The following is a 16,642-nucleotide window of genomic DNA, read 5'->3' as shown; positions in this document are numbered from 1 at the left end:
CACGCCCGGGCCGCGCCCGGGATGAGCCGGCGGTCGTCACCGCTGTGGCCGGGGAACATCGCGGGTCCCGGAAGCCTTGAGAGTGCGGGGTCCCGGGCCCCCTTGCGTCGTCGGAGGACAATGGAGGGTGGTCCGCTCACCAGTGGTGCCATCCCGACCGTACGAGGAGGAGAAGACATGGCGGAGCCCACGCCGCGTCGGAACGAACCGCGGCTACGCCCCGCGCCCCTGCTCTTCGAGCCGGCGGAGGCCGCCGGTGATCCGGAGCACTTCTTCGATCTGGAGTCGATCGACGACCCGCGGGCGCTGCTGGCGCGTGCCACGGAGCTGACGCAGGCGTTCCGTGCGGCGGCCGACCGGGCGATGGAGTTCCAGGCCATGGCGGCGGCCCAGCTCGCCGACCCGCGCCGGTTCGACCGGCTCACGCCCGCGGACATCGCCCAGCGGGCCGAGTGGACCGAGGACTACGCGAAGCGGATGGTCGAGTTCGGCCGCGATCTGCTGCGGGGCGACGTCGAGGGCCGGGGACACGTCGACCCGGTGTAGATCACGACGCCGCGACGTCACCGGGTCACGACGTCTGCCGTCACGCCTCACGCCTCACCGCTCGCACCGCCGCACCGTCACGGCGATCAGGCCGGTCAGGACGGCCGACGTGCCCTACCGGTCACCCACCGTCACGTTCTGGCATATGCCAGCCGCGTAACATACCGCCTCCCACCCCCCGTCGTCCCGATTTCCCGCAACCCTGGGGAAACACCCGCTCACGCCCGGTAGATCTTGGCGGCATGAGCAGCGCATGGGACGCCCATCTCACCGACCACTCCGACGCCGCCGGAGTCACCGCGGACGGCGCCGCATGGCTGGCCTCCGCCGGCGCCTACCCCCGCAGCACGCTCGCCCTCTGGGAGGAGCGGCCGCACGCCCCGGTCGTCCTGCCCTGCGGCTCCGTCTTCGACGTCGTGAGCGCACCCGCCCTGTTCGGGCGGCTGATGCTCGACCGGCTGTGGGGTGAGGGGCCGGGCTCCGGCCCGGTGGCCGCGTTCCGCGGGCGGACGCTGCTGTTCGCCGCGCCGGGGACGGCCCAGCGCCTGCCCTCGCTGCTGGAGTGGGAGGAGTGGAGCTCCGAGGGCCGCGCGGACGGCCGTACGAGCACCATCCCGCCGCTGCTCTGCCACGGCACCGGCGACGCGGTGACCGTGCCGCCCCCGCTCACCTCCCCGCAGGACGCCGCCACCCGCTGGATGGTGGCCCCCGACACCCGGCACCCCTGGCTGCCGGGCCCCGAGATCCTGCTCTGGGCGGCCGTGCGGGCGGCCCGGACCGCCGTGCGGATATCGATTTCTCACCCCGCCGACCAGGGTGCTAAGGTCTACGACGTCAGCAGGCGCCGCTAGCTCAGTTGGTTAGAGCAGCTGACTCTTAATCAGCGGGTCCGGGGTTCGAGTCCCTGGCGGCGCACGACGTCGATGGCGGGGTGGTTCGCGGAAACGCGAACCACCCCGCCATCGTCTTGTGGTCAGCCGACGGTGATCTTCACCGTCCACGCCCCCGTCATCGTCCGCCCCTCCGCTTCCACCCGCACCTTCTCCCCCGGCACCGTGAACCTCTCGCCGAGGGCGACCGGGGCGTCCGCGAGGGGCGGGTAGACGGAGTCGGCCCAGCAGGCCTCGGTGTGCGGGTGGGCGTCGATCACCTCGACGGGGCCGTGACCGGACTGCTCGCCGCTGTGGACGCGGTAGACGAGGATCCCCCCGCGGCAGGCGGAGTGATCGTTGCCGACCGGGGCGCGCGCCTCGAAGGCGAGGGCGCTGTGGGCGCCGGTGCGCACGACGGCGAGCTTGGTGCCGTTGCCCAGCGCGAAGAGCGGCGACCCGGCGGCCCCGGGCACCGCGACGCCGGGCCCGGCACTCAGGGGCTCCAGAGTGAGCCGCTTCGGCCTGTCGGCGGACACGCACACCACCTGGCGCGGATCCAGCCATCCCAGCTTCCACTTGTGCCAGGCGAACAGATCCGGCGCCAGCCCGAACTGGCTGCCCATGAGGTCCCAGTCGCCGACGTACGTGTCCCAGTCGCCCTTGCCGTCCGTGGGGCGGTGGTAGAGGTCCGGCAGGTCGAAGACGTGGCCCGTCTCGTGGGCGAGGACGAGCCGGTCCGGCGGGTGCCGCTCGAAGACCGTGACGATCCTGCGGATGTCCTTGCCGTCGGCCCGCAGCGGTTCGTCCATGTTGACGACCTTGGTGGCGTCGGAGTCCACACCGGGAGCGTCCGGGTCGGCGACGAAGTAGACGACGTCGTACCGGGAGAAGTCGACCTTGCCGTCGGCGGCGGCCAGCGCGTCGCGCAGATAGGCGGCGCGGTGCTCGGCGCTCCAGTCGCGCTTCATGGCGTACGCGGTGGACGGTCTCGGCATGCGGATCCACCGCTTGACCGGATGCGCGCGCAGGGTGAACCGGCCGTAGGAGGCCCGGCGGAAGTACTCGCCGGTGGACGGGAAGTGGTCGGCGGCGAGTTCGGCGGGGGAGATCATCGGGACCCAGTCCGGGAACGACAGGAACACCATCACCGCGTCGAGGGTGTCGGCCGGCCGCGGATAGGCGGTGTTCCAGGTGTGCAGGCCCTCCGAGTGGTGGGCGTCGGTGCGCTTGAGGGCGCACGGATGGGTCGAGAAGGGCTCGGCGACCGAGGGGCCGGTGATGAGGGAGGTCGCCGCCAGCGCCGAGAGGGTGGTGAACACGGCCGCTGTGCTGCGCAGTCGGGGGCGCGGGAGCAGTCGCGGCACGGAGACCTCCGGGAGCGGTTCACGGGACACCGCACCCAGCCTGTGCAGATTTGTCGTACTGCGCCCTGTTTACCTCCACCAGACGAGTGAGGGGCCGGAACGTTGGGCTCCGCTGCCGACACCCCCGGAAACACTCACGGAACGTCACAAGCGCCTGGCCACCCGCAGACCGCCCACGTGAGGGCAGAAACGATCTGCCAGAAGGGCGGGGTGTTCCGGAACACTGGGCAGTGGCTGCGCGAGTCCCGCCCAGCCTCTATGATCGGGACACTTTGCTGCGCGGACTGAGATCGAGTGCACTGCGGGAGAGAGCGGTGAGCGGAACGTCCGAAGGGTCGACGCCCGCGGCAGACCTCGACCGGTCAGCCGTCACAGAGAGTGACAATCAGGCGCCTGTTCGTAGGGACGCCCTGGAACACCTGGAGTACCTGGAAGACCCCCTCGGCACAGAAGGCGCGCAGGGACCCGACGGCATCGGCGGCGGTCCCTCCGCCTACCGCTCCGTCTTCGCGTCCGCGCCCCTGGCCATGGCGGTCGTCGACCGTGAGGGCCTGGTCACCGACGCCAACGACGCGCTCGGCACACTACTGGGCGGCGGATCCGAGGACCTGATCGGCCGGGTGGCCGCCGACCTGCTGGACCTTGCCTCCGACGCCCGCACCTGGCACGCCTACCGCGAGGTGCTCCGCGGCCGCCAGGCCAGACTGCGCTGCACCCGGCGGCTGAAACAGCCCGACGGCCGCTCGCTGTGGACGCAGGTCACCGTGGCACCCCTGGACGGGGATCCGTCCGGCGTCCTGCTCTCCGTCGCCGACATCAGCGCCCACCGTGACCTCCAGGCCCGGCTGCGCCACCTCCAGATGCACGACCCGGTGACCCGGCTGCCCAACCGCACCCTGTTCTTCGAACGGGTGTCGGCCGCCCTGGAGGCGGAGTCGTACGAGGAGAGCGGAACCGGCCGGATCGGCTTGTGCTACCTGGACATCGACGGGTTCAAGGCGGTCAACGACACCCTCGGGCACCGGGTCGGCGACCGCCTGCTCGCCGCCGTCGCCGAACGGCTGACGGCGTGTGCGCAGGAGGCCGGGCGGAACCGGCCGGGCGTTCCCCTGGTGGCGCGGCTCGGCGGTGACGAGTTCGCGCTGCTGGTGGAGGACTCCACCGGCACCGAGCAGCTCGCGGACCTCGCCGAGTCCGTACTGAAGGCGCTCCAGGCGCCGTTCGACCTCGCGGGGCACCGGCTGAACGTCTCCGCGTCGATCGGGGTCGTGGAGCGGCTCGCGGCCGGCACCACCGCCACCGGGCTGATGCAGGCCGCCGACACCACGCTGTACTGGGCGAAGGTGGACGGCAAGGACCGCTGGACGCTGTTCGACCCCGAGCGCAACGCCCACCTGATGACCCGCCAGGCCCTGGCCTCCACGCTGCGCCCCGCCATCGAGCGGGGCGAGTTCCGTCTGGAGTACCAGCCGCTGGTCGGGATGGCGGACGGCCGGCTGCGGGGGGTGGAGGCGCTGGTGCGCTGGGACCACCCCCGATTCGGGCTGTTGCCGCCGAATCGGTTCGTCGCACTGGCCGAGGAGGACGGCTCGATCGTGCCGCTCGGCCGCTGGGTGCTGGCCACCGCCTGCCGGCAGGCCCGCCGCTGGCAGGTGGAGCGTCCCGACGAGCCGCCGCTGTTCGTGAGCGTCAACGTGGCGGTCCGTCAGGTGTGGGACTCCGACCTGGTGGCGGACGTGGCGGAGATCCTCGCCGAGACCGGCCTGGATCCGCATCTGCTCCAGTTGGAGCTGACGGAGTCCGCGGTGATGGGCTCCGCCGGGCGGCCCCTGCAGGCCCTGCAGGCGCTCAGCGACATGGGCGTGAACATCGCCATCGACGACTTCGGCACCGGCTACTCCAACCTCGCGTACCTGAGCCGGCTGCCGGTGTCGGTGCTGAAGCTGGACGGGGCGTTCGTGCGCGGTTTCCAGTACGAGGGTGCGGGCGCGCCGCCGAACCCGGCCGACCAGGTCGTCGTCGAGGCGATGATCGACCTGGCGCACCGGCTCGGGCTGACCGTCACCGCCGAGTGCGTGGAGACGTCCGCGCAGGCGACCCGGCTGCGCAGCATCGGCTGCGACACCGGGCAGGGCTGGCTGTACTCCCGCCCGGTCACGCCGGATCGTATCTCCGAGCTGCTGGACTCCGCTTCCTACGCCGTCGGCAACCCGTAGGCGTCGGCGACGAGTTCGTAGGAGCGCAGGCGCAGCTCGCCGCGGTGGGCGTGGCTGGTGAGCATCAACTCGTCGGCGCCGGTGCGCTTGTGGAGGTCGTCGAGGCCGGAGCGGACCTCGTCCGCCGTGCCGTGGACGATGTTCGCGGTCCAGGAGTCGACGAACTCCCGCTCCAGCGAGCTGAGCTGATAGGCCTCCGCCTCCTCGGGGGAGGGGAACAGGCCGGGGCGGCCGGTGCGCAGGCGGACCATGTTCACGCCGGTGGCCAGGACCTGGCGGCGGGCCTCGCGCTCGTCGTCGGCGGCGAGCACGGAGACCCCGATGAGGGCGTACGGCTCGTCGAGGACCGCCGACGGCCGGAAGTGCTCCCGGTACAGGTCGAGGGCCGGGATCGTGTTCTGCGCGGAGAAGTGGTGCGCGAAGGCGAAGGGCAGGCCGAGCAGGGCGGCCAGCCGGGCGCTGAACCCGGAGGAGCCCAGCAGCCAGATCGGCGGGCGGTGCCGGGACTGGACACCACCCGGAGACGTGGCCTGGATCGGGCCGGGGACCGCGTGGATACGGCGGTAGGGGTGGCCGTCGGGGAAGTCGTCGTCCAGGAAGCGGGTCAGCTCGGCGAGCTGCTCGGGGAAGTCGTCGGCGCCCTCGTTCAGCCGGTCGGTGCGGCGCAGGGCGGCGGCGGTGGCGCCGTCGGTGCCGGGGGCGCGGCCCAGTCCGAGGTCGACGCGCCCGGGAGCGAGGGCCTCCAGCGTGCCGAACTGCTCGGCGATCACCAGCGGCGCGTGGTTGGGCAGCATGACGCCGCCCGAGCCGAGCCGGATGCGGTCGGTGTGGGCGGCGAGGTGGGCGAGGATCACCGCGGGCGAGGAGGAGGCGACGCCCGGCATGGAGTGGTGCTCGGCGACCCAGTACCGGTGGAAGCCGCGCGCCTCGGTGAACCGGGCGAGGTCGACGCTGGTGCGCAGGGCGTCGGTGGCGGTGCGGCCGGACCCGACGGTGACCAGGTCCAGCACGGAGAGGGGGACGGGGGCGGTGCCGTGCACCACGCCTCGGATCCCGTCCGGCGTCCCGCCTGCCGGCACCCCGGCTTCCGGTGCCCCGCCCGTCGGCCTGTCGCCTGCCGCCGTCTCGTCTGCCGCCACTGTTCCTCCTGCGTCTCGGCGCGCGCTGTCCTCGCACGGCTAACAGGAGGCAGTCCCCGCTTATTCCCGTGCCCTCCCGCTGCCACGCCCTCGCGCGGCGAGCGGGTCAGACCTGCACGATCGGCTCGCGGGTGAACAGCGTCCCGAGGCCGGGCGCGTTCACCCGCCGGTCCGTCAGGCGCAGCGCCTCCCAGACGGTGACCTGGTTGGCGGTGAGGACCGGCTTGCCGAGCTCCTTCTCCAGGGCGGGGAGGTGGGCGGCCGTGTGCAGGGCGGTGTCGGGCAGCAGGACCGCCTCGGCGCCGGGCTCGTCCGCCGCGCGGGCGAGCGCGACGACCTCGGCCTCACCCCACCGGCCGACCTCCTCGGCCGTGACGATCCCCGAGCTGTGGACGCCGGTCACCGTCAGGCCGCCGGCCCGCAGGAACTCCGCGAAGAGCTGTGCCACGTCGTCCGGGTAGGTGGCGCCGACGGCGACCCGGCCCGCGCCGATCTCCTGAGCGGCGTGCACGAAGGCGAAGGAGGTCGAGGAGGCCGGCATGCCGGCGGTGCGGGCCAGGCTGCGCACCTGCTCCTGGGCGCCCTCCCAGCCGTGCACGAACCCCCCGCTGGTGCAGGCCCACACGACGGCCTCCGCACCGGACAGCCGCAGCTGCTCGATGCCGGACGCGAGCCGCTCGGGCGTGCCCATCTGCCGCAGCGCGTCGACGCGGTGCGCGTCCTCGCCGATGTCCGTGTGGACCAGGTCCACCCGGATGTCACTGCCCAGGAGCTGCTCGATACGGGGGTAGTCGTCCTCGGCCGAGTGGCCCGGGTAGAGGAATCCGAGTGCGGTCATGTCCAGCCTTCCTGCTGTTCTTCCGGCAGTACGGGAGGCCGGTGCCGCGCCCCCTCGTCCAGCAGGGCCTGGTGGGCCCCATGGCTCGGGTACCCATTCGGCGCAGCGCCGCCCACATCGTCACCCGGTTGACCGAGATCACCGGTATGCGCAGTTTCCCTCGCGTATCGCGAACACAGTTCCCCTCGCACATCGCGCGCTCCCCGGCGAGCTCGCCCACGAGGCTGCCGGAGGCGCGGTCGAGCGCGGGGTCGAAGGGGGCGACGGCGCCGAGACCGCGCCGGGCGCCGGGGCCGCCGAGAAGGATGACGCCCGTGGTGGCCACGACCCCCCGCGGGGAGGCGGGAGGGGGCAACGAACCGTGGCGACTGTCGTGTTGACGACGGTGGGTTCGGGTGCGAACGTGGTCAATCCGTGCACGTCAGGCCCTTGGTCACGGACGTCCGGCCCGCCGCCGGGCCCTGGCCCCGCACGTCCCGTCCGAGGAAGGTGCAACCGGATGTCCGCCGTTCCCACGGTCCTCGTCCTCGACGCCGACCCCCTCCCCCGGCTCGGCCGGCTCACCGGGCGGGCCCGGGTGGTGCACGCCGACGAGACCACGCTCGCCGGCCGCCTCCCGCAGGCGGACGTGCTGCTGGTGTGGGACTTCACCTCGCAGGCGGTGCGGGCCGCCTGGCCGGGCGGGGGACCGCGCCCCCGCTGGGTGCACACGGCGAGCGCCGGCGTCGACCATCTGATGTGCCCGGAGCTGGCCGCCTCGGACACGGTGGTGACGAACGCGCGCGGCGTCTTCGACGAGCCGATCGCCGAGTACGTGGCCGCGCTGGTCCTGGCCCTGGCGAAGGACCTGCCGCTGACCTGGGAGCTCCAGGGGCGGCACGAGTGGCGGCACCGCGAGGGCCTGCGGGTCGCGGGCACGCACGCGGTCGTCGTCGGCTCGGGGCCGATCGGCCGGGCGATCGCCCGCACGCTGAAGGCGCTCGGCGTGACCACGGCGGTCGTCGGCCGCGTCCCGCGCACCGGCATCCACGGCCCCGAGGACCTGGACCGCCTCCTCGCCCGCGCGGACTGGGTGGTCGCGGCGGCCCCGCTCACCGAGCAGACGCACGGCATGTTCGACCTGCGCCGCTTCGGCGTGATGCAGCCCTCCGCCCGGTTCCTGAACGTCGGCCGGGGGCAGCTCGTCGTCGAGGAGGCGCTCGTCCAGGCGCTGGAGCGGCGGTGGATCGCGGGCGCCGCCCTGGACGTCTTCGCGACCGAGCCCCTCCCCCCGGACAGCCCGTTGTGGCGGGTGCCGGGGCTGTTGGTGTCGCCGCACATGAGCGGCGACACGGTCGGCTGGCGGGACGAACTCGGCGCGCAGTTCGTGGAGTTGTTCGAGCGGTGGGCGGCCGGCCGGCCCCTGAGGAACGTGGTCGACAAGCAGCGTGGGTACGTGCCCGGACACTGACGTCCTGGAGAGTGCATGACGACCTCGTCCCGCGGGCGGCGCACGCGCTGTACGGGCCGACGTAGCCTCCTCGCCCCGGCGCCGTGTCATCCCCTCCGGAGGCTGGGTGTCACCGTGCCCGACTCGGTTCCGGCGAGGAGGAACAGCAGAAATCTCCGGGGATCGGGGTGACTGTCGCGTTTTCCAGGGATGGTTCCTGTTCCGTGAACGGCGGGAGCAGGACGTAGATGTCATTGTGGACCGACGACACGTCGATGCAGCGGTCAGCCATGACTTCCGTGGTGCATAACCCGTGCGGTCTCGGGTAGCCGCGCCGCCATGGCTCCACCGAACAGGCATGTCAGACAACACGAATTCACGGCGGAACCCACGCGCCGGTCGCTGCTCGCGGGGGTGGCGGCGCTCGGCGCGCTGGGCGCGGCGGGCTGCACCCGCGTGGCCACGGCCTCCTCCGCACCGGGCGGTGACCTGCTGGACCGGCTGCGCGCACAGGGTGTGGTACGGCTCGGGATCGCCGGTGAGATTCCGTTCGGGTACATCGACAAGGACGGGCGACTCACCGGTGAGGCACCCGAGTTGGCGAAGGTGATATTCGGGCGGCTCGGGATCGGCAGGGTGCAGCCCGTGCCCACCGAGTTCGGGTCGCTCATTCCCGGTCTGAATTCCCAGCAGTTCGACGTCGTGGCCGCCGGGATGTACGTCAACCCCGAGCGTTGCGAACAGGTGATATTCGCCGATCCCGACTACCAAATGCTGGATTCCTTCATCGTCCGGAAGGGCAATCCCAAAAACCTTCACAACTATCAGGACGTCGTGGAGAAGAAGGCGCGCTTCGCGACCGGGACCGGATACGCCGAGATCCAGTACGCCGTCGAGGCGGGCTACGAGGAGAGCGACATCCTCGTGGTCCCCGACCAGGTCGCCGGGCTGAACGCCGTCGAGGCGGGCCGCGTCGACGTGTTCGCGGGGACGGCCCTGACCATCCGCGAGGTGGTGAAGAAGTCGGGCAGGGCGGAGGCGACCAAGCCGTTCGCCCCGCTCGTCGGCGGTGAACCGCACGTCGACGGCGGCGCGTTCGCGTTCCGGCCGACGGAGACGAGGCTGCGGGACGCCTTCAACGCCGAGCTGCGCAAGCTGAAGAAGAGCGGCGAGCTGTTCCGGATCCTGGAGCCCTTCGGGTTCACCCGGGCCGAGATGACCGACCTGACGGCGAAGGAGCTCTGCGGCGGATGACCTCAGGACTCTGGGAACTCGTCCTCGAGGGGATCTGGACGACGATCCAACTGCTCGTGCTCAGCTCCCTGCTGGCGGCGGCCGTCTCCTTCACCGTCGGGATCGCCCGCACCCACCGGCGGTGGATCGTCCGCTTCCTCGCGGGCTTCTACACCGAGGTGTTCCGCGGGACCTCGGCCCTCGTGATGATCTTCTGGGTGTTCTTCGTGCTGCCGCTCGCCTTCGGCTGGCAGCTCGTGCCCCTGTGGGCGGGCACGCTCGCCCTCGGCCTGACCTACGGCGCGTACGGCTCGGAGATCGTGCGCGGCGCGCTGAACGCGGTCGACCCCGCACAGAAGGAGGGCGGCATCGCCCTCGGCTTCACACCCGCCCAGCGCCTGCGCAAGATCCTGCTGCCGCAGGCCGTGCCGGAGATGATCCCGCCGTTCTCCAACCTGCTGATCGAGCTGCTGAAGGGCACCGCACTGGTGTCGGTCATGGGCATGGGCGACCTCGCCTTCAGCGGCAACCTGGTGCGCCTGGCACTCCAGGAGAGCGCCGAGATCTACACGTACGTCCTCCTCATCTACTTCGTGATCGCCTTCCTGCTCACCCGGGTGATGCGAGGGCTCGAGCACCGTCTGAAGGCAGGTGTCCGATGAACTGGGACTGGAGCGCCGTCGGCGACTTCATGCCGCTCTTCCGGGACGGCCTGCTCGTCACCCTGCAGGCGCTGGCCCTCGGCTCGCTGATCTCGTTCACGCTGGGGCTGGTGTGGGCGCTGCTGATGCGGACGCCGACCCGGTGGGTGCAGTGGCCGGTGGGGATCGTCACCGAGTTCGTCCGGGACACCCCGCTGCTGGTGCAGCTGTTCTTCCTCTTCTACGTGCTGCCCGAGTGGGGCCTGACCCTCTCCGCGATGACCACCGGCGTCCTCGCGATCGGCCTGCACTACTCGACGTACACGATGCAGGTCTACCGGGCCGGCATCGACGCGGTGCCCGCCGGCCAGTGGGAGGCGGCGACCGCGCTGAACCTGTCGAGGACCCGGACCTGGCGCGCGGTGATCCTGCCGCAGGCGGTCCGCCGGGTCGTGCCGGCGCTCGGCAACTACGTCATCGCGATGCTCAAGGACACGCCCTTGCTGATGACGATCACCGTCCTGGACCTGCTGGGCCGGGCGCGGCTCTTCTCCCAGGAGCACTTCCAGTTCACCGAACCCGTCACGGTGATCGGCGTGGCCTTCATCGTGATCTCCTACCTCGCCTCCCTCCTCCTGCGCACCCTGGAGCGACGCCTTGTCCGTTGAGACCAGCAAGACCACCGTCGACAGCACCCCCGCGAGCGCCGAGCTGATCCGCCTGGACGGGGTCACCAAGCGGTTCGGGGACAACACCGTCCTCGACCACCTGGACTTCTGTGTGAAGCCCGGCCAGCACGTCACCCTCATCGGGCCGTCCGGCTCCGGCAAGACCACGATCCTGCGGCTGCTGATGACCCTGACCAAGCCCGACGAGGGCACGATCACCGTCGACGGGCAGCGGCTCTTCCCGGCGCCGGAGAAGCAGGTCCGCGAGGTCCGCAAGAAGATCGGGATGGTGTTCCAGCAGTTCAACCTGTTCCCGAACATGAGCGTGCTGAGAAACGTCACCGAGGCGCCGGTCAGCGTGCTCGGTCTGTCCAGGGACGAGGCGGAGGAGCGGGCGCGCGAGCTGCTGGACCTGGTGGGCCTCGCCGACAAGTGCGACGCCAGGCCGTCCCGGCTGTCCGGCGGCCAGCAGCAGCGGGTGGCGATCGCCCGGGCGCTCGCGATGCGGCCGCGGGTGCTGCTGCTCGACGAGGTGACCTCGGCGCTCGACCCCGAGCTGGTCGCGGGCGTCCTGGACGTCCTGCGGGACATCGCCCGCACCACCGACATCACCATGCTCTGCGTGACCCACGAGATGAACTTCGCCCGGGACATCTCGGACCAGGTCCTGATGTTCGACTCCGGCCGCGTGATCGAGTCGGGCCCGCCGGAGAAGATCTTCAGCTCGCCCGAGCAGGAACGGACACGGGAATTCCTCAGCGCCGTACTGTGACTACGCCGGGTGATCAACCGATCACCCCAGGTCTCGACGGCGGCTCATGCCTTTGGCATATGCCGCCGGATCAGGACCGCAGTTCGGAGAACCGAGGGCCGCGCAGAATCTCGCCAACACCCCCTCCGTACCGCACGCTTGGCCGTTATCGTGGAGGTGACTCGCCGTCCGGATCACGGCCAGAAAGCGACCGCAGGGGGAAGACCGTGGCGCTGAAGCACGAGCCGACCACTCCTAACCACTCGGCCCAGGACGCCCTGCGCGTCCTGGAGACAGTGGCCCGGCACAGCACCGGTGTCACCGACACCGACCTCGCCCGCCAGACCGGCCTCGGCACGGAGCGACTGACCCCGCTCCTGCGGATGCTGCGCCGCGAGGGATACGTCGAGCAGATCGCCGACGGGGCGTACGTCACGGGTGACGCCCTGGCCCGACTGGGGTCCGCGCACCACCGCGAGGAGGCCCTCCGCGAAAAGCTCCAGCACACCCTGGACCGGCTGCGCGACTCCGTCGGCGCCGCCGTCTACATCAGCCGGTACGTCGACGGCGAGGTCACCATCACCCAGTACGCCGACAGCCCGGCCACGCCCGCGGTCAACGAGTGGTTCGACTTCCGCTCCTCCGCGCACGCCACCGCGCTCGGCAAGAGCCTGCTGGGCCAGCTCGACCACAACGGCCGGCGCGACCACCTCTCCCGGCACAAGATGGCCCGCCTCACCTCGCGCACCATCACCAGCGACAAGCTGCTCCTGTCCCGGCTGGAGTCCCAGCCGCCCACCGTGCCCCACCTCGACCTCCAGGAGTACGCCGTCGGCACGGTCTGCGCGGCCGTCCCGATCACCGCCGGCTCCACCGCGGGCTGCCTGGCGCTCTCCCTGCCCGTCGAGCACGCCCACCGGCTCCGCCAGGCCGCCGACACCCTGAACCGGAACGCGGCGCCGGTGCTGCTGTCGCTGGCCATCTAGGACCCTCCGGCGATCACACCGGCCGGGACCCCGGCCGGTGGTCGGAAGCACCCCCGCGGACCAGGTAGTATTTTCTCTGTCGTCGGCCGCCGAGAGGCGGAGGCGGGAGTCATGCGCCGCTAGCTCAGTTGGTTAGAGCAGCTGACTCTTAATCAGCGGGTCCGGGGTTCGAGTCCCTGGCGGCGCACCATCACGATGGCGGTTTGTGTTCGCGGAACGCGCGAACACAAACCGCCATCGTCGTGTTCGCGCGGGTTCACCGTTCGTGGCGAGGGTTCCGCCGGACGCCCGCCCCCTCAGACAGGGCCTCTCGTCGGAGCCGGCATCCCTTCGGCTTCGCCCGGCGCCAGCCGCCGGTAGGCGAGCTCGGCCGTGGGCCTCCACCACACCGGATCGGCGCACCGCAGGCCCTCCCTCCTGAGCAGCGCCCGGTGGATCTTGTTCGTGGCCGTGACCGGCATCCGCTCCACCACCCGCACGAACCGGGGCGCCATCTTCGTCCCCAGGTCCGCCTGGGCGCGCAGGAACCCGGCGAAGGACGCCGGCTGGAAGTCACCGGCGAGCGTCGCCATCACCTGGTCCCCGGTGACCGGGTCCGGCACCGCGTACACGGCGACGGCGTCGGCGCCCTCGTACCGGGCGAGGATGTTCTCGATCATCGCGGCCGCCAGGTTCTCGCCGTCGACCCGCAGCCGGTCGTCGGTGCGGCCCGCGAAGTAGAGGAAGCCGTCGGCGTCCCGGCAGAAGAGGTCGCCGGTCCAGTACCAGCCTTCCCCATCCCCGTCCCCGGCCTCGCCCGGACGGGGGGAGCCCCGCCGCTCCGCCTCGGCCTGCGGGTTGCGCCAGTACCCTTCGAACAGGTTCGGGCCCCGGTTCACGAGCTCGCCGATCGCCTCGTCGCCGTTCAGCAGCCGCCCGGCGGCGTCGAAGCGGGCCGGTGGGCACTCCGCGTGCGTCCGCGGGTCCAGGACGGCGAGTCCGGGTCCCGCCCGGCCGACCGCGCCCGCCGGAGTCCCCGGCGACCACCGGACCGCCGCACCGCCCTCCGACGAACCGTACCCCTCCACCAGCCGCACCCCGAACCGCCGCTCGAAGGCCGCCGCGTCCGCCGTCCCCGCCTCCGTGCCGAAGCCGAGCCGCAGGCGGTGGTCCCGGTCGCCGGCGGACGGCTCGGTCGCCAGGACGTACTGGATCGCCCGGCCCACATAGGTGAAGTACGTCGCCCGGTAGCGCCGTACGTCCGTCAGGAAGCCGGAGGCCGAGAACCGGCGCCGCAACGCCACGCCCGCCCCGGCGACCAGGGCGGGGGCCCAGTCGGCGATCACCGCGTTGCCGTGGAACATCGGCATGCAGACGTAGTGCACGTCGTCCGGCGTGACGGCGAACTGTTCGGCGAGCGACCGTCCGGCGGCGACCAGCCGGCCCTGGGAGCAGACCGCGGCCTTGGGGGCGCCGGTGGAACCGGAGGTGAAGCAGAGGAGCAGCCGGTCGGCGGGGGCGGCCCGGGAGCAGTCCGGGCGGGCGTCGGAGAAGGGGGCGAGGAGGGCGTCGTACTCGTCGGTGCCGGTCACCAGGAGGCGGACGCCGGGCAGGTCGAGGCCCTGGAGCAGCGGCAGGTGGGTCGGCTCGGTGACCAGCAGGCGGCACTCGGTGTGCAGGATGTCCCGGGCCAGTTCCGGGCCGCGTCGCGTGGGGTTGATCCCGGCGACGGCCGCGCCCGCGAGCGCCGCCGCGCTCAGCCACAGCGGGAACTCCGGGGTGTTGTGCAGCAGCACGCCGACGTGGGGTGGCGCGCCCTGCGGGAGCAGGTCGGTCAGCAGCGCGGCCCGGGCGGCGGCGCCTGCCGCGACCTCGTGGTGGGTGAGGGTGTCCTCCCCGCACCACAGCCCCGGCCGGTGGTCGCCCCACCGGGCGTGGACGAGTTCGGCGACGGTGGCGTGCGTGGGGTCCATGGGGGCGCACGGTAGCTGACGGCGCCTCAGATGTGGATGGTCACGGCATGAGGCCGCCGGTCCCGGGACGCCAAGCGGCCTCCACGTGCGTCACGACACGACCGGAGGACTCCGGAAGGTGGTCGTGACGCACACGGATGCCGGCCGGGGGCGGTCAGAACGTGACGTCCGAGCAGGCGTAGAACGCGTTACCGGTGTCCGCGACCGTCCACACCGCGAGGATGACGTGGTGACCGCTCAGACCGGACGGCAGCCGTCCGGTGTGGGAGAGCGTGGCGGGCGGACGCTGGCCGTTGTACGGGACGGTGAAGAACGGGGTGAGGTTGAGGTCCGAGCGGGCCAGGGCGTGATTCTGGTTCCAGCCCTGCTTGGTGACGTAGTACCGGAAGTCGGTGGTGGCGTGCATGGCGGTGAACTGCCACCGGAACGTGTAGTTCTGGCCGCCGGTCACCCTGGTCGTCGGCCAGGCGCCGCCGCCCGGTTTCGTGGGCGAGTTGAGCTGGTTGAACCGGCTGTGACCGGCGGAGCATATCTGCCCGTCGGCGGGTCCGGCGGCCGGGAAGCCCTTCGGGCCCTCGACGCTCTGCGGCTCCCACTGGATGTCGCCGCAGCCCGTCACGCTGCCGTTCTGGCAGAGCTTCTGCCGGCTGATGGGGAGGTCGGTGTAGCCGTGGCTGCTCGCGCCGCCGGCGGAGAGCACGAAGGCTCCCGCCGTGGTGAGCCCGAGCGCGGCGGCGTACCACTTGGTCTTTTTGCGCATGCTGCCGCTCCTGGAGAACGTGGGGAGTTCAGTGAGCTGTGCGTGCAGGTCTAGACCAAGTCTGAGATTATTGCGGTCTGTTGAACATGTCCATACCAACCGCGGTCCGTGTTCGAAGGGCCGTCAGGGGGTCTGCTCGCCACGCCCCGCGCAGAACGCCACCGTCAGGTCCTTCACCAGCGCCTTGCGCTCGTAGTCGTCCAGTTCCACGAGCCCGCGCATGGTCAGCCGGGTCACCGTGTCCTCCACGGAGTCCACGACCGAGGTGAGCACGGACGCCCGGTGCTGGGCGTCCAGCGCGGCGATCCGGCGGCGGTGCATCGCGGCGGCCACCTCCGGGGCGTACTCGACGCGCACCGGCTGCACCGCGAACACCTCCAGGCCGATCGCCCCGGCGTCCCGCGCGACCCGCCGGGTCAGCGCCTCCCCCGTCGCCTCGACCGAGCCTCGCCCCGAGCCGGGCGCCTCCACCGGGATCCGGGCGAGGGCCGCCTCCACGCACTCGCGCAGATAGGTCTCGTGGTCCTCGACGCCGAGCGTGGCCCGCGCGGTGTCCCGCACCCGCCACACCACCAGCGCCACCACCCGCAGCGCGACCCCGTTGCCGTCGGCGGCGGGCATCGGCTCGCTGCGCCAGTGCCGCAGCCGCACGTCCACCCGGCGGCGCAGCAGCAGCGGGTTCACCCACAGCAGGCCGGTGCGCCGGACCGTCCCCCGGTAGCGGCCGAACATGTCGAGCACCCAGGCCTGTCCGGTCTTGCCCCGGGCCAGTCCGCCGAAGCCGAACATCCCCAGCGCGACCGCCCCCGTGTACGCCGCCCACTGCGCCGGGCCGAGTCCGGCACCGCCGTACACGGGCAGCCGCAGCGCCTCCGCCACGAGCGGCGGCAGGACCCCGGCCCACCAGGACGTGGCCACGCAGCCGACCGCCCCGCAGGTCCCGGCGGTCACGCCCGCCACGCCGGGCAGCACCCGGCCGGGCTGCTCCACGAGGGCGGGGTCGACCTCCGCGATCGGCCGGGGCTTGGCCGGCTCGGGCCGCCGGAAGCGCGGCTGCTCCCCGGTGCCCTGCCGGCTTCCCACGACGGCGGGACCGAGCGGTACCGGCCGCGGGTCCGGCTCGTCCCGGAAGAGCAGGTGGACGGGGATCTCGGTGGTCGCCTCGTTCTGGATCAGCCGGATGGGCGGCCGGGCCGGCCCCTCTGGCTCGGGCGTCTGTGAAGTGGTCGTGTTCATTGCGTGCCTCC

Annotated in this window: 16 protein-coding genes, 2 tRNA genes and 1 pseudogene; 11 read left to right on the top strand and 8 right to left on the bottom strand. The window is 72.1% G+C overall.

What is annotated here, in order from left to right; genetic code table 11:
• Positions 1 to 177: 177 nt before the first annotated feature.
• The 3 genes from ACIHAR_RS21470 (at position 178) to ACIHAR_RS21460 (ending at position 1,461) form a co-directional block, all read left to right on the top strand.
• Positions 178 to 546, top strand: coding sequence for a hypothetical protein (locus ACIHAR_RS21470; RefSeq protein ID WP_365467296.1), 369 nt, complete (start codon positions 178 to 180; stop codon positions 544 to 546).
• Between the two features lie 242 nt (positions 547 to 788).
• Positions 789 to 1,397, top strand: coding sequence for a bifunctional DNA primase/polymerase (locus ACIHAR_RS21465; RefSeq protein WP_388754586.1), 609 nt, complete (start codon positions 789 to 791; stop codon positions 1,395 to 1,397).
• Positions 1,388 to 1,461 (top strand) — tRNA-Lys (locus tag ACIHAR_RS21460). Before ACIHAR_RS21465 ends, ACIHAR_RS21460 begins: the two co-directional genes overlap by 10 nt.
• Positions 1,462 to 1,519: 58 nt before the next feature.
• Here the strand turns inward: ACIHAR_RS21460 and ACIHAR_RS21455 are convergent.
• A complete protein-coding gene (locus ACIHAR_RS21455; protein ID WP_365467292.1) occupies positions 1,520 to 2,812 on the bottom strand; it encodes a M6 family metalloprotease domain-containing protein in 1,293 nt (430 codons plus the stop codon).
• Positions 2,813 to 3,096: 284 nt separating this feature from the next.
• On the opposite strand from ACIHAR_RS21455, the gene ACIHAR_RS21450 reads away from it, so the two are divergent.
• Positions 3,097 to 4,998: an EAL domain-containing protein gene (locus ACIHAR_RS21450; RefSeq protein ID WP_365467290.1), complete on the top strand. Its 1,902-nt coding sequence runs from the start codon at positions 3,097 to 3,099 to the stop codon at positions 4,996 to 4,998.
• On the opposite strand, the gene ACIHAR_RS21445 is transcribed toward ACIHAR_RS21450, so the two are convergent.
• The 3 genes and pseudogenes from ACIHAR_RS21445 to ACIHAR_RS21435 form a co-directional block, all read right to left on the bottom strand.
• Positions 4,977 to 6,077: an LLM class flavin-dependent oxidoreductase gene (locus ACIHAR_RS21445; RefSeq protein WP_365467356.1), complete on the bottom strand. Its 1,101-nt coding sequence runs from the start codon at positions 6,075 to 6,077 to the stop codon at positions 4,977 to 4,979. The two genes, ACIHAR_RS21450 and ACIHAR_RS21445, sit on opposite strands and share 22 nt — an antisense overlap.
• Before the next feature lie 166 nt (positions 6,078 to 6,243).
• A complete protein-coding gene (locus ACIHAR_RS21440; protein ID WP_365467288.1) occupies positions 6,244 to 6,975 on the bottom strand; it encodes an aspartate/glutamate racemase family protein in 732 nt (243 codons plus the stop codon).
• Positions 6,972 to 7,132, bottom strand: a pseudogene (locus ACIHAR_RS21435) (decarboxylase); the annotation flags it as partial. The pseudogene ACIHAR_RS21435 and the gene ACIHAR_RS21440, both read right to left, overlap by 4 nt.
• A gap of 342 nt (positions 7,133 to 7,474) precedes the next feature.
• Here ACIHAR_RS21435 and ACIHAR_RS21430 point away from each other — a divergent pair.
• Complete coding sequence (locus ACIHAR_RS21430; RefSeq protein ID WP_400021044.1) at positions 7,475 to 8,425, top strand: D-2-hydroxyacid dehydrogenase; 951 nt, start codon at positions 7,475 to 7,477, stop codon at positions 8,423 to 8,425.
• Between the two features lie 109 nt (positions 8,426 to 8,534).
• Here ACIHAR_RS21430 and ACIHAR_RS21425 read toward each other — a convergent pair whose 3' ends face one another.
• On the bottom strand, positions 8,535 to 8,696 hold the full coding sequence (locus ACIHAR_RS21425; RefSeq protein WP_400021042.1) for a DUF3830 family protein: 162 nt from the start codon (positions 8,694 to 8,696) through the stop codon (positions 8,535 to 8,537).
• A 47-nt stretch (positions 8,697 to 8,743) separates the two neighbouring features.
• Between ACIHAR_RS21425 and ehuB the strand changes: the two genes are divergently transcribed.
• The 6 genes from ehuB (at position 8,744) to ACIHAR_RS21395 (ending at position 12,873) form a co-directional block, all read left to right on the top strand.
• On the top strand, positions 8,744 to 9,658 hold the full coding sequence (ehuB, locus tag ACIHAR_RS21420; RefSeq protein WP_365467284.1) for an ectoine/hydroxyectoine ABC transporter substrate-binding protein EhuB: 915 nt from the start codon (positions 8,744 to 8,746) through the stop codon (positions 9,656 to 9,658).
• The gene (ehuC, locus tag ACIHAR_RS21415; protein WP_365467282.1) at positions 9,655 to 10,299 is read left to right on the top strand and encodes an ectoine/hydroxyectoine ABC transporter permease subunit EhuC; all 645 of its coding nucleotides are present in this window, start codon (positions 9,655 to 9,657) and stop codon (positions 10,297 to 10,299) included. Before ehuB ends, ehuC begins: the two co-directional genes overlap by 4 nt.
• Positions 10,296 to 10,946 carry an ectoine/hydroxyectoine ABC transporter permease subunit EhuD gene (ehuD, locus tag ACIHAR_RS21410; RefSeq protein WP_365467280.1) on the top strand — a complete coding sequence of 217 codons (651 nt, stop codon included), beginning with the start codon at positions 10,296 to 10,298 and terminating at the stop codon, positions 10,944 to 10,946. Before ehuC ends, ehuD begins: the two co-directional genes overlap by 4 nt.
• Complete coding sequence (gene ehuA / locus ACIHAR_RS21405; protein ID WP_400021038.1) at positions 10,936 to 11,718, top strand: ectoine/hydroxyectoine ABC transporter ATP-binding protein EhuA; 783 nt, start codon at positions 10,936 to 10,938, stop codon at positions 11,716 to 11,718. The genes ehuD and ehuA overlap by 11 nt, the downstream gene beginning before the upstream one ends.
• 206 nt (positions 11,719 to 11,924) lie before the next feature.
• Complete coding sequence (locus ACIHAR_RS21400; protein WP_365467276.1) at positions 11,925 to 12,683, top strand: IclR family transcriptional regulator C-terminal domain-containing protein; 759 nt, start codon at positions 11,925 to 11,927, stop codon at positions 12,681 to 12,683.
• Between the two features lie 113 nt (positions 12,684 to 12,796).
• A tRNA-Lys gene (locus ACIHAR_RS21395) sits at positions 12,797 to 12,873 on the top strand.
• Between the two features lie 106 nt (positions 12,874 to 12,979).
• Here ACIHAR_RS21395 and ACIHAR_RS21390 read toward each other — a convergent pair.
• The 3 genes from ACIHAR_RS21390 to ACIHAR_RS21380 all read right to left on the bottom strand — a co-directional run bounded on the left by ACIHAR_RS21390 (position 12,980) and on the right by ACIHAR_RS21380 (position 16,631).
• Positions 12,980 to 14,635, bottom strand: a complete 1,656-nt coding sequence (locus tag ACIHAR_RS21390; protein WP_400021036.1) for an AMP-binding protein — start codon at positions 14,633 to 14,635, stop codon at positions 12,980 to 12,982.
• A gap of 154 nt (positions 14,636 to 14,789) precedes the next feature.
• A complete protein-coding gene (locus ACIHAR_RS21385) occupies positions 14,790 to 15,395 on the bottom strand; it encodes a lytic polysaccharide monooxygenase (RefSeq protein ID WP_365467272.1) in 606 nt (201 codons plus the stop codon).
• A 123-nt stretch (positions 15,396 to 15,518) separates the two neighbouring features.
• A complete protein-coding gene (locus ACIHAR_RS21380; protein WP_400021033.1) occupies positions 15,519 to 16,631 on the bottom strand; it encodes an SPFH domain-containing protein in 1,113 nt (370 codons plus the stop codon).
• Positions 16,632 to 16,642: the final 11 nt, after the last annotated feature.

The organism is Streptomyces sp. NPDC052016 (assembly GCF_044548445.1).
In the GTDB taxonomy this organism is placed as follows: domain Bacteria; phylum Actinomycetota; class Actinomycetes; order Streptomycetales; family Streptomycetaceae; genus Streptomyces.
This window is presented reverse-complemented; position numbering and strand designations above follow the sequence as displayed.

Bases quoted from the DNA above. Each gene is read 5' to 3' on its own strand.
- ACIHAR_RS21470 (WP_365467296.1), top strand. From the start codon at position 178: ATGGCGGAGCCCACGCCGCGTCGGAACGAACCGCGGCTACGCCCCGCG.
- ACIHAR_RS21465 (WP_388754586.1), top strand. From the start codon at position 789: ATGAGCAGCGCATGGGACGCCCATCTCACCGACCACTCCGACGCCGCC.
- ACIHAR_RS21440 (WP_365467288.1), bottom strand. From the start codon at position 6,975: ATGACCGCACTCGGATTCCTCTACCCGGGCCACTCGGCCGAGGACGAC.
- ACIHAR_RS21430 (WP_400021044.1), top strand. From the start codon at position 7,475: ATGTCCGCCGTTCCCACGGTCCTCGTCCTCGACGCCGACCCCCTCCCC.
- ACIHAR_RS21425 (WP_400021042.1), bottom strand. From the start codon at position 8,696: ATGGCTGACCGCTGCATCGACGTGTCGTCGGTCCACAATGACATCTAC.
- ehuB (WP_365467284.1), top strand. From the start codon at position 8,744: ATGGCTCCACCGAACAGGCATGTCAGACAACACGAATTCACGGCGGAA.
- ehuC (WP_365467282.1), top strand. From the start codon at position 9,655: ATGACCTCAGGACTCTGGGAACTCGTCCTCGAGGGGATCTGGACGACG.
- ehuD (WP_365467280.1), top strand. From the start codon at position 10,296: ATGAACTGGGACTGGAGCGCCGTCGGCGACTTCATGCCGCTCTTCCGG.
- ACIHAR_RS21390 (WP_400021036.1), bottom strand. From the start codon at position 14,635: ATGGACCCCACGCACGCCACCGTCGCCGAACTCGTCCACGCCCGGTGG.
- ACIHAR_RS21385 (WP_365467272.1), bottom strand. From the start codon at position 15,395: ATGCGCAAAAAGACCAAGTGGTACGCCGCCGCGCTCGGGCTCACCACG.
- ACIHAR_RS21380 (WP_400021033.1), bottom strand. From the start codon at position 16,631: ATGAACACGACCACTTCACAGACGCCCGAGCCAGAGGGGCCGGCCCGG.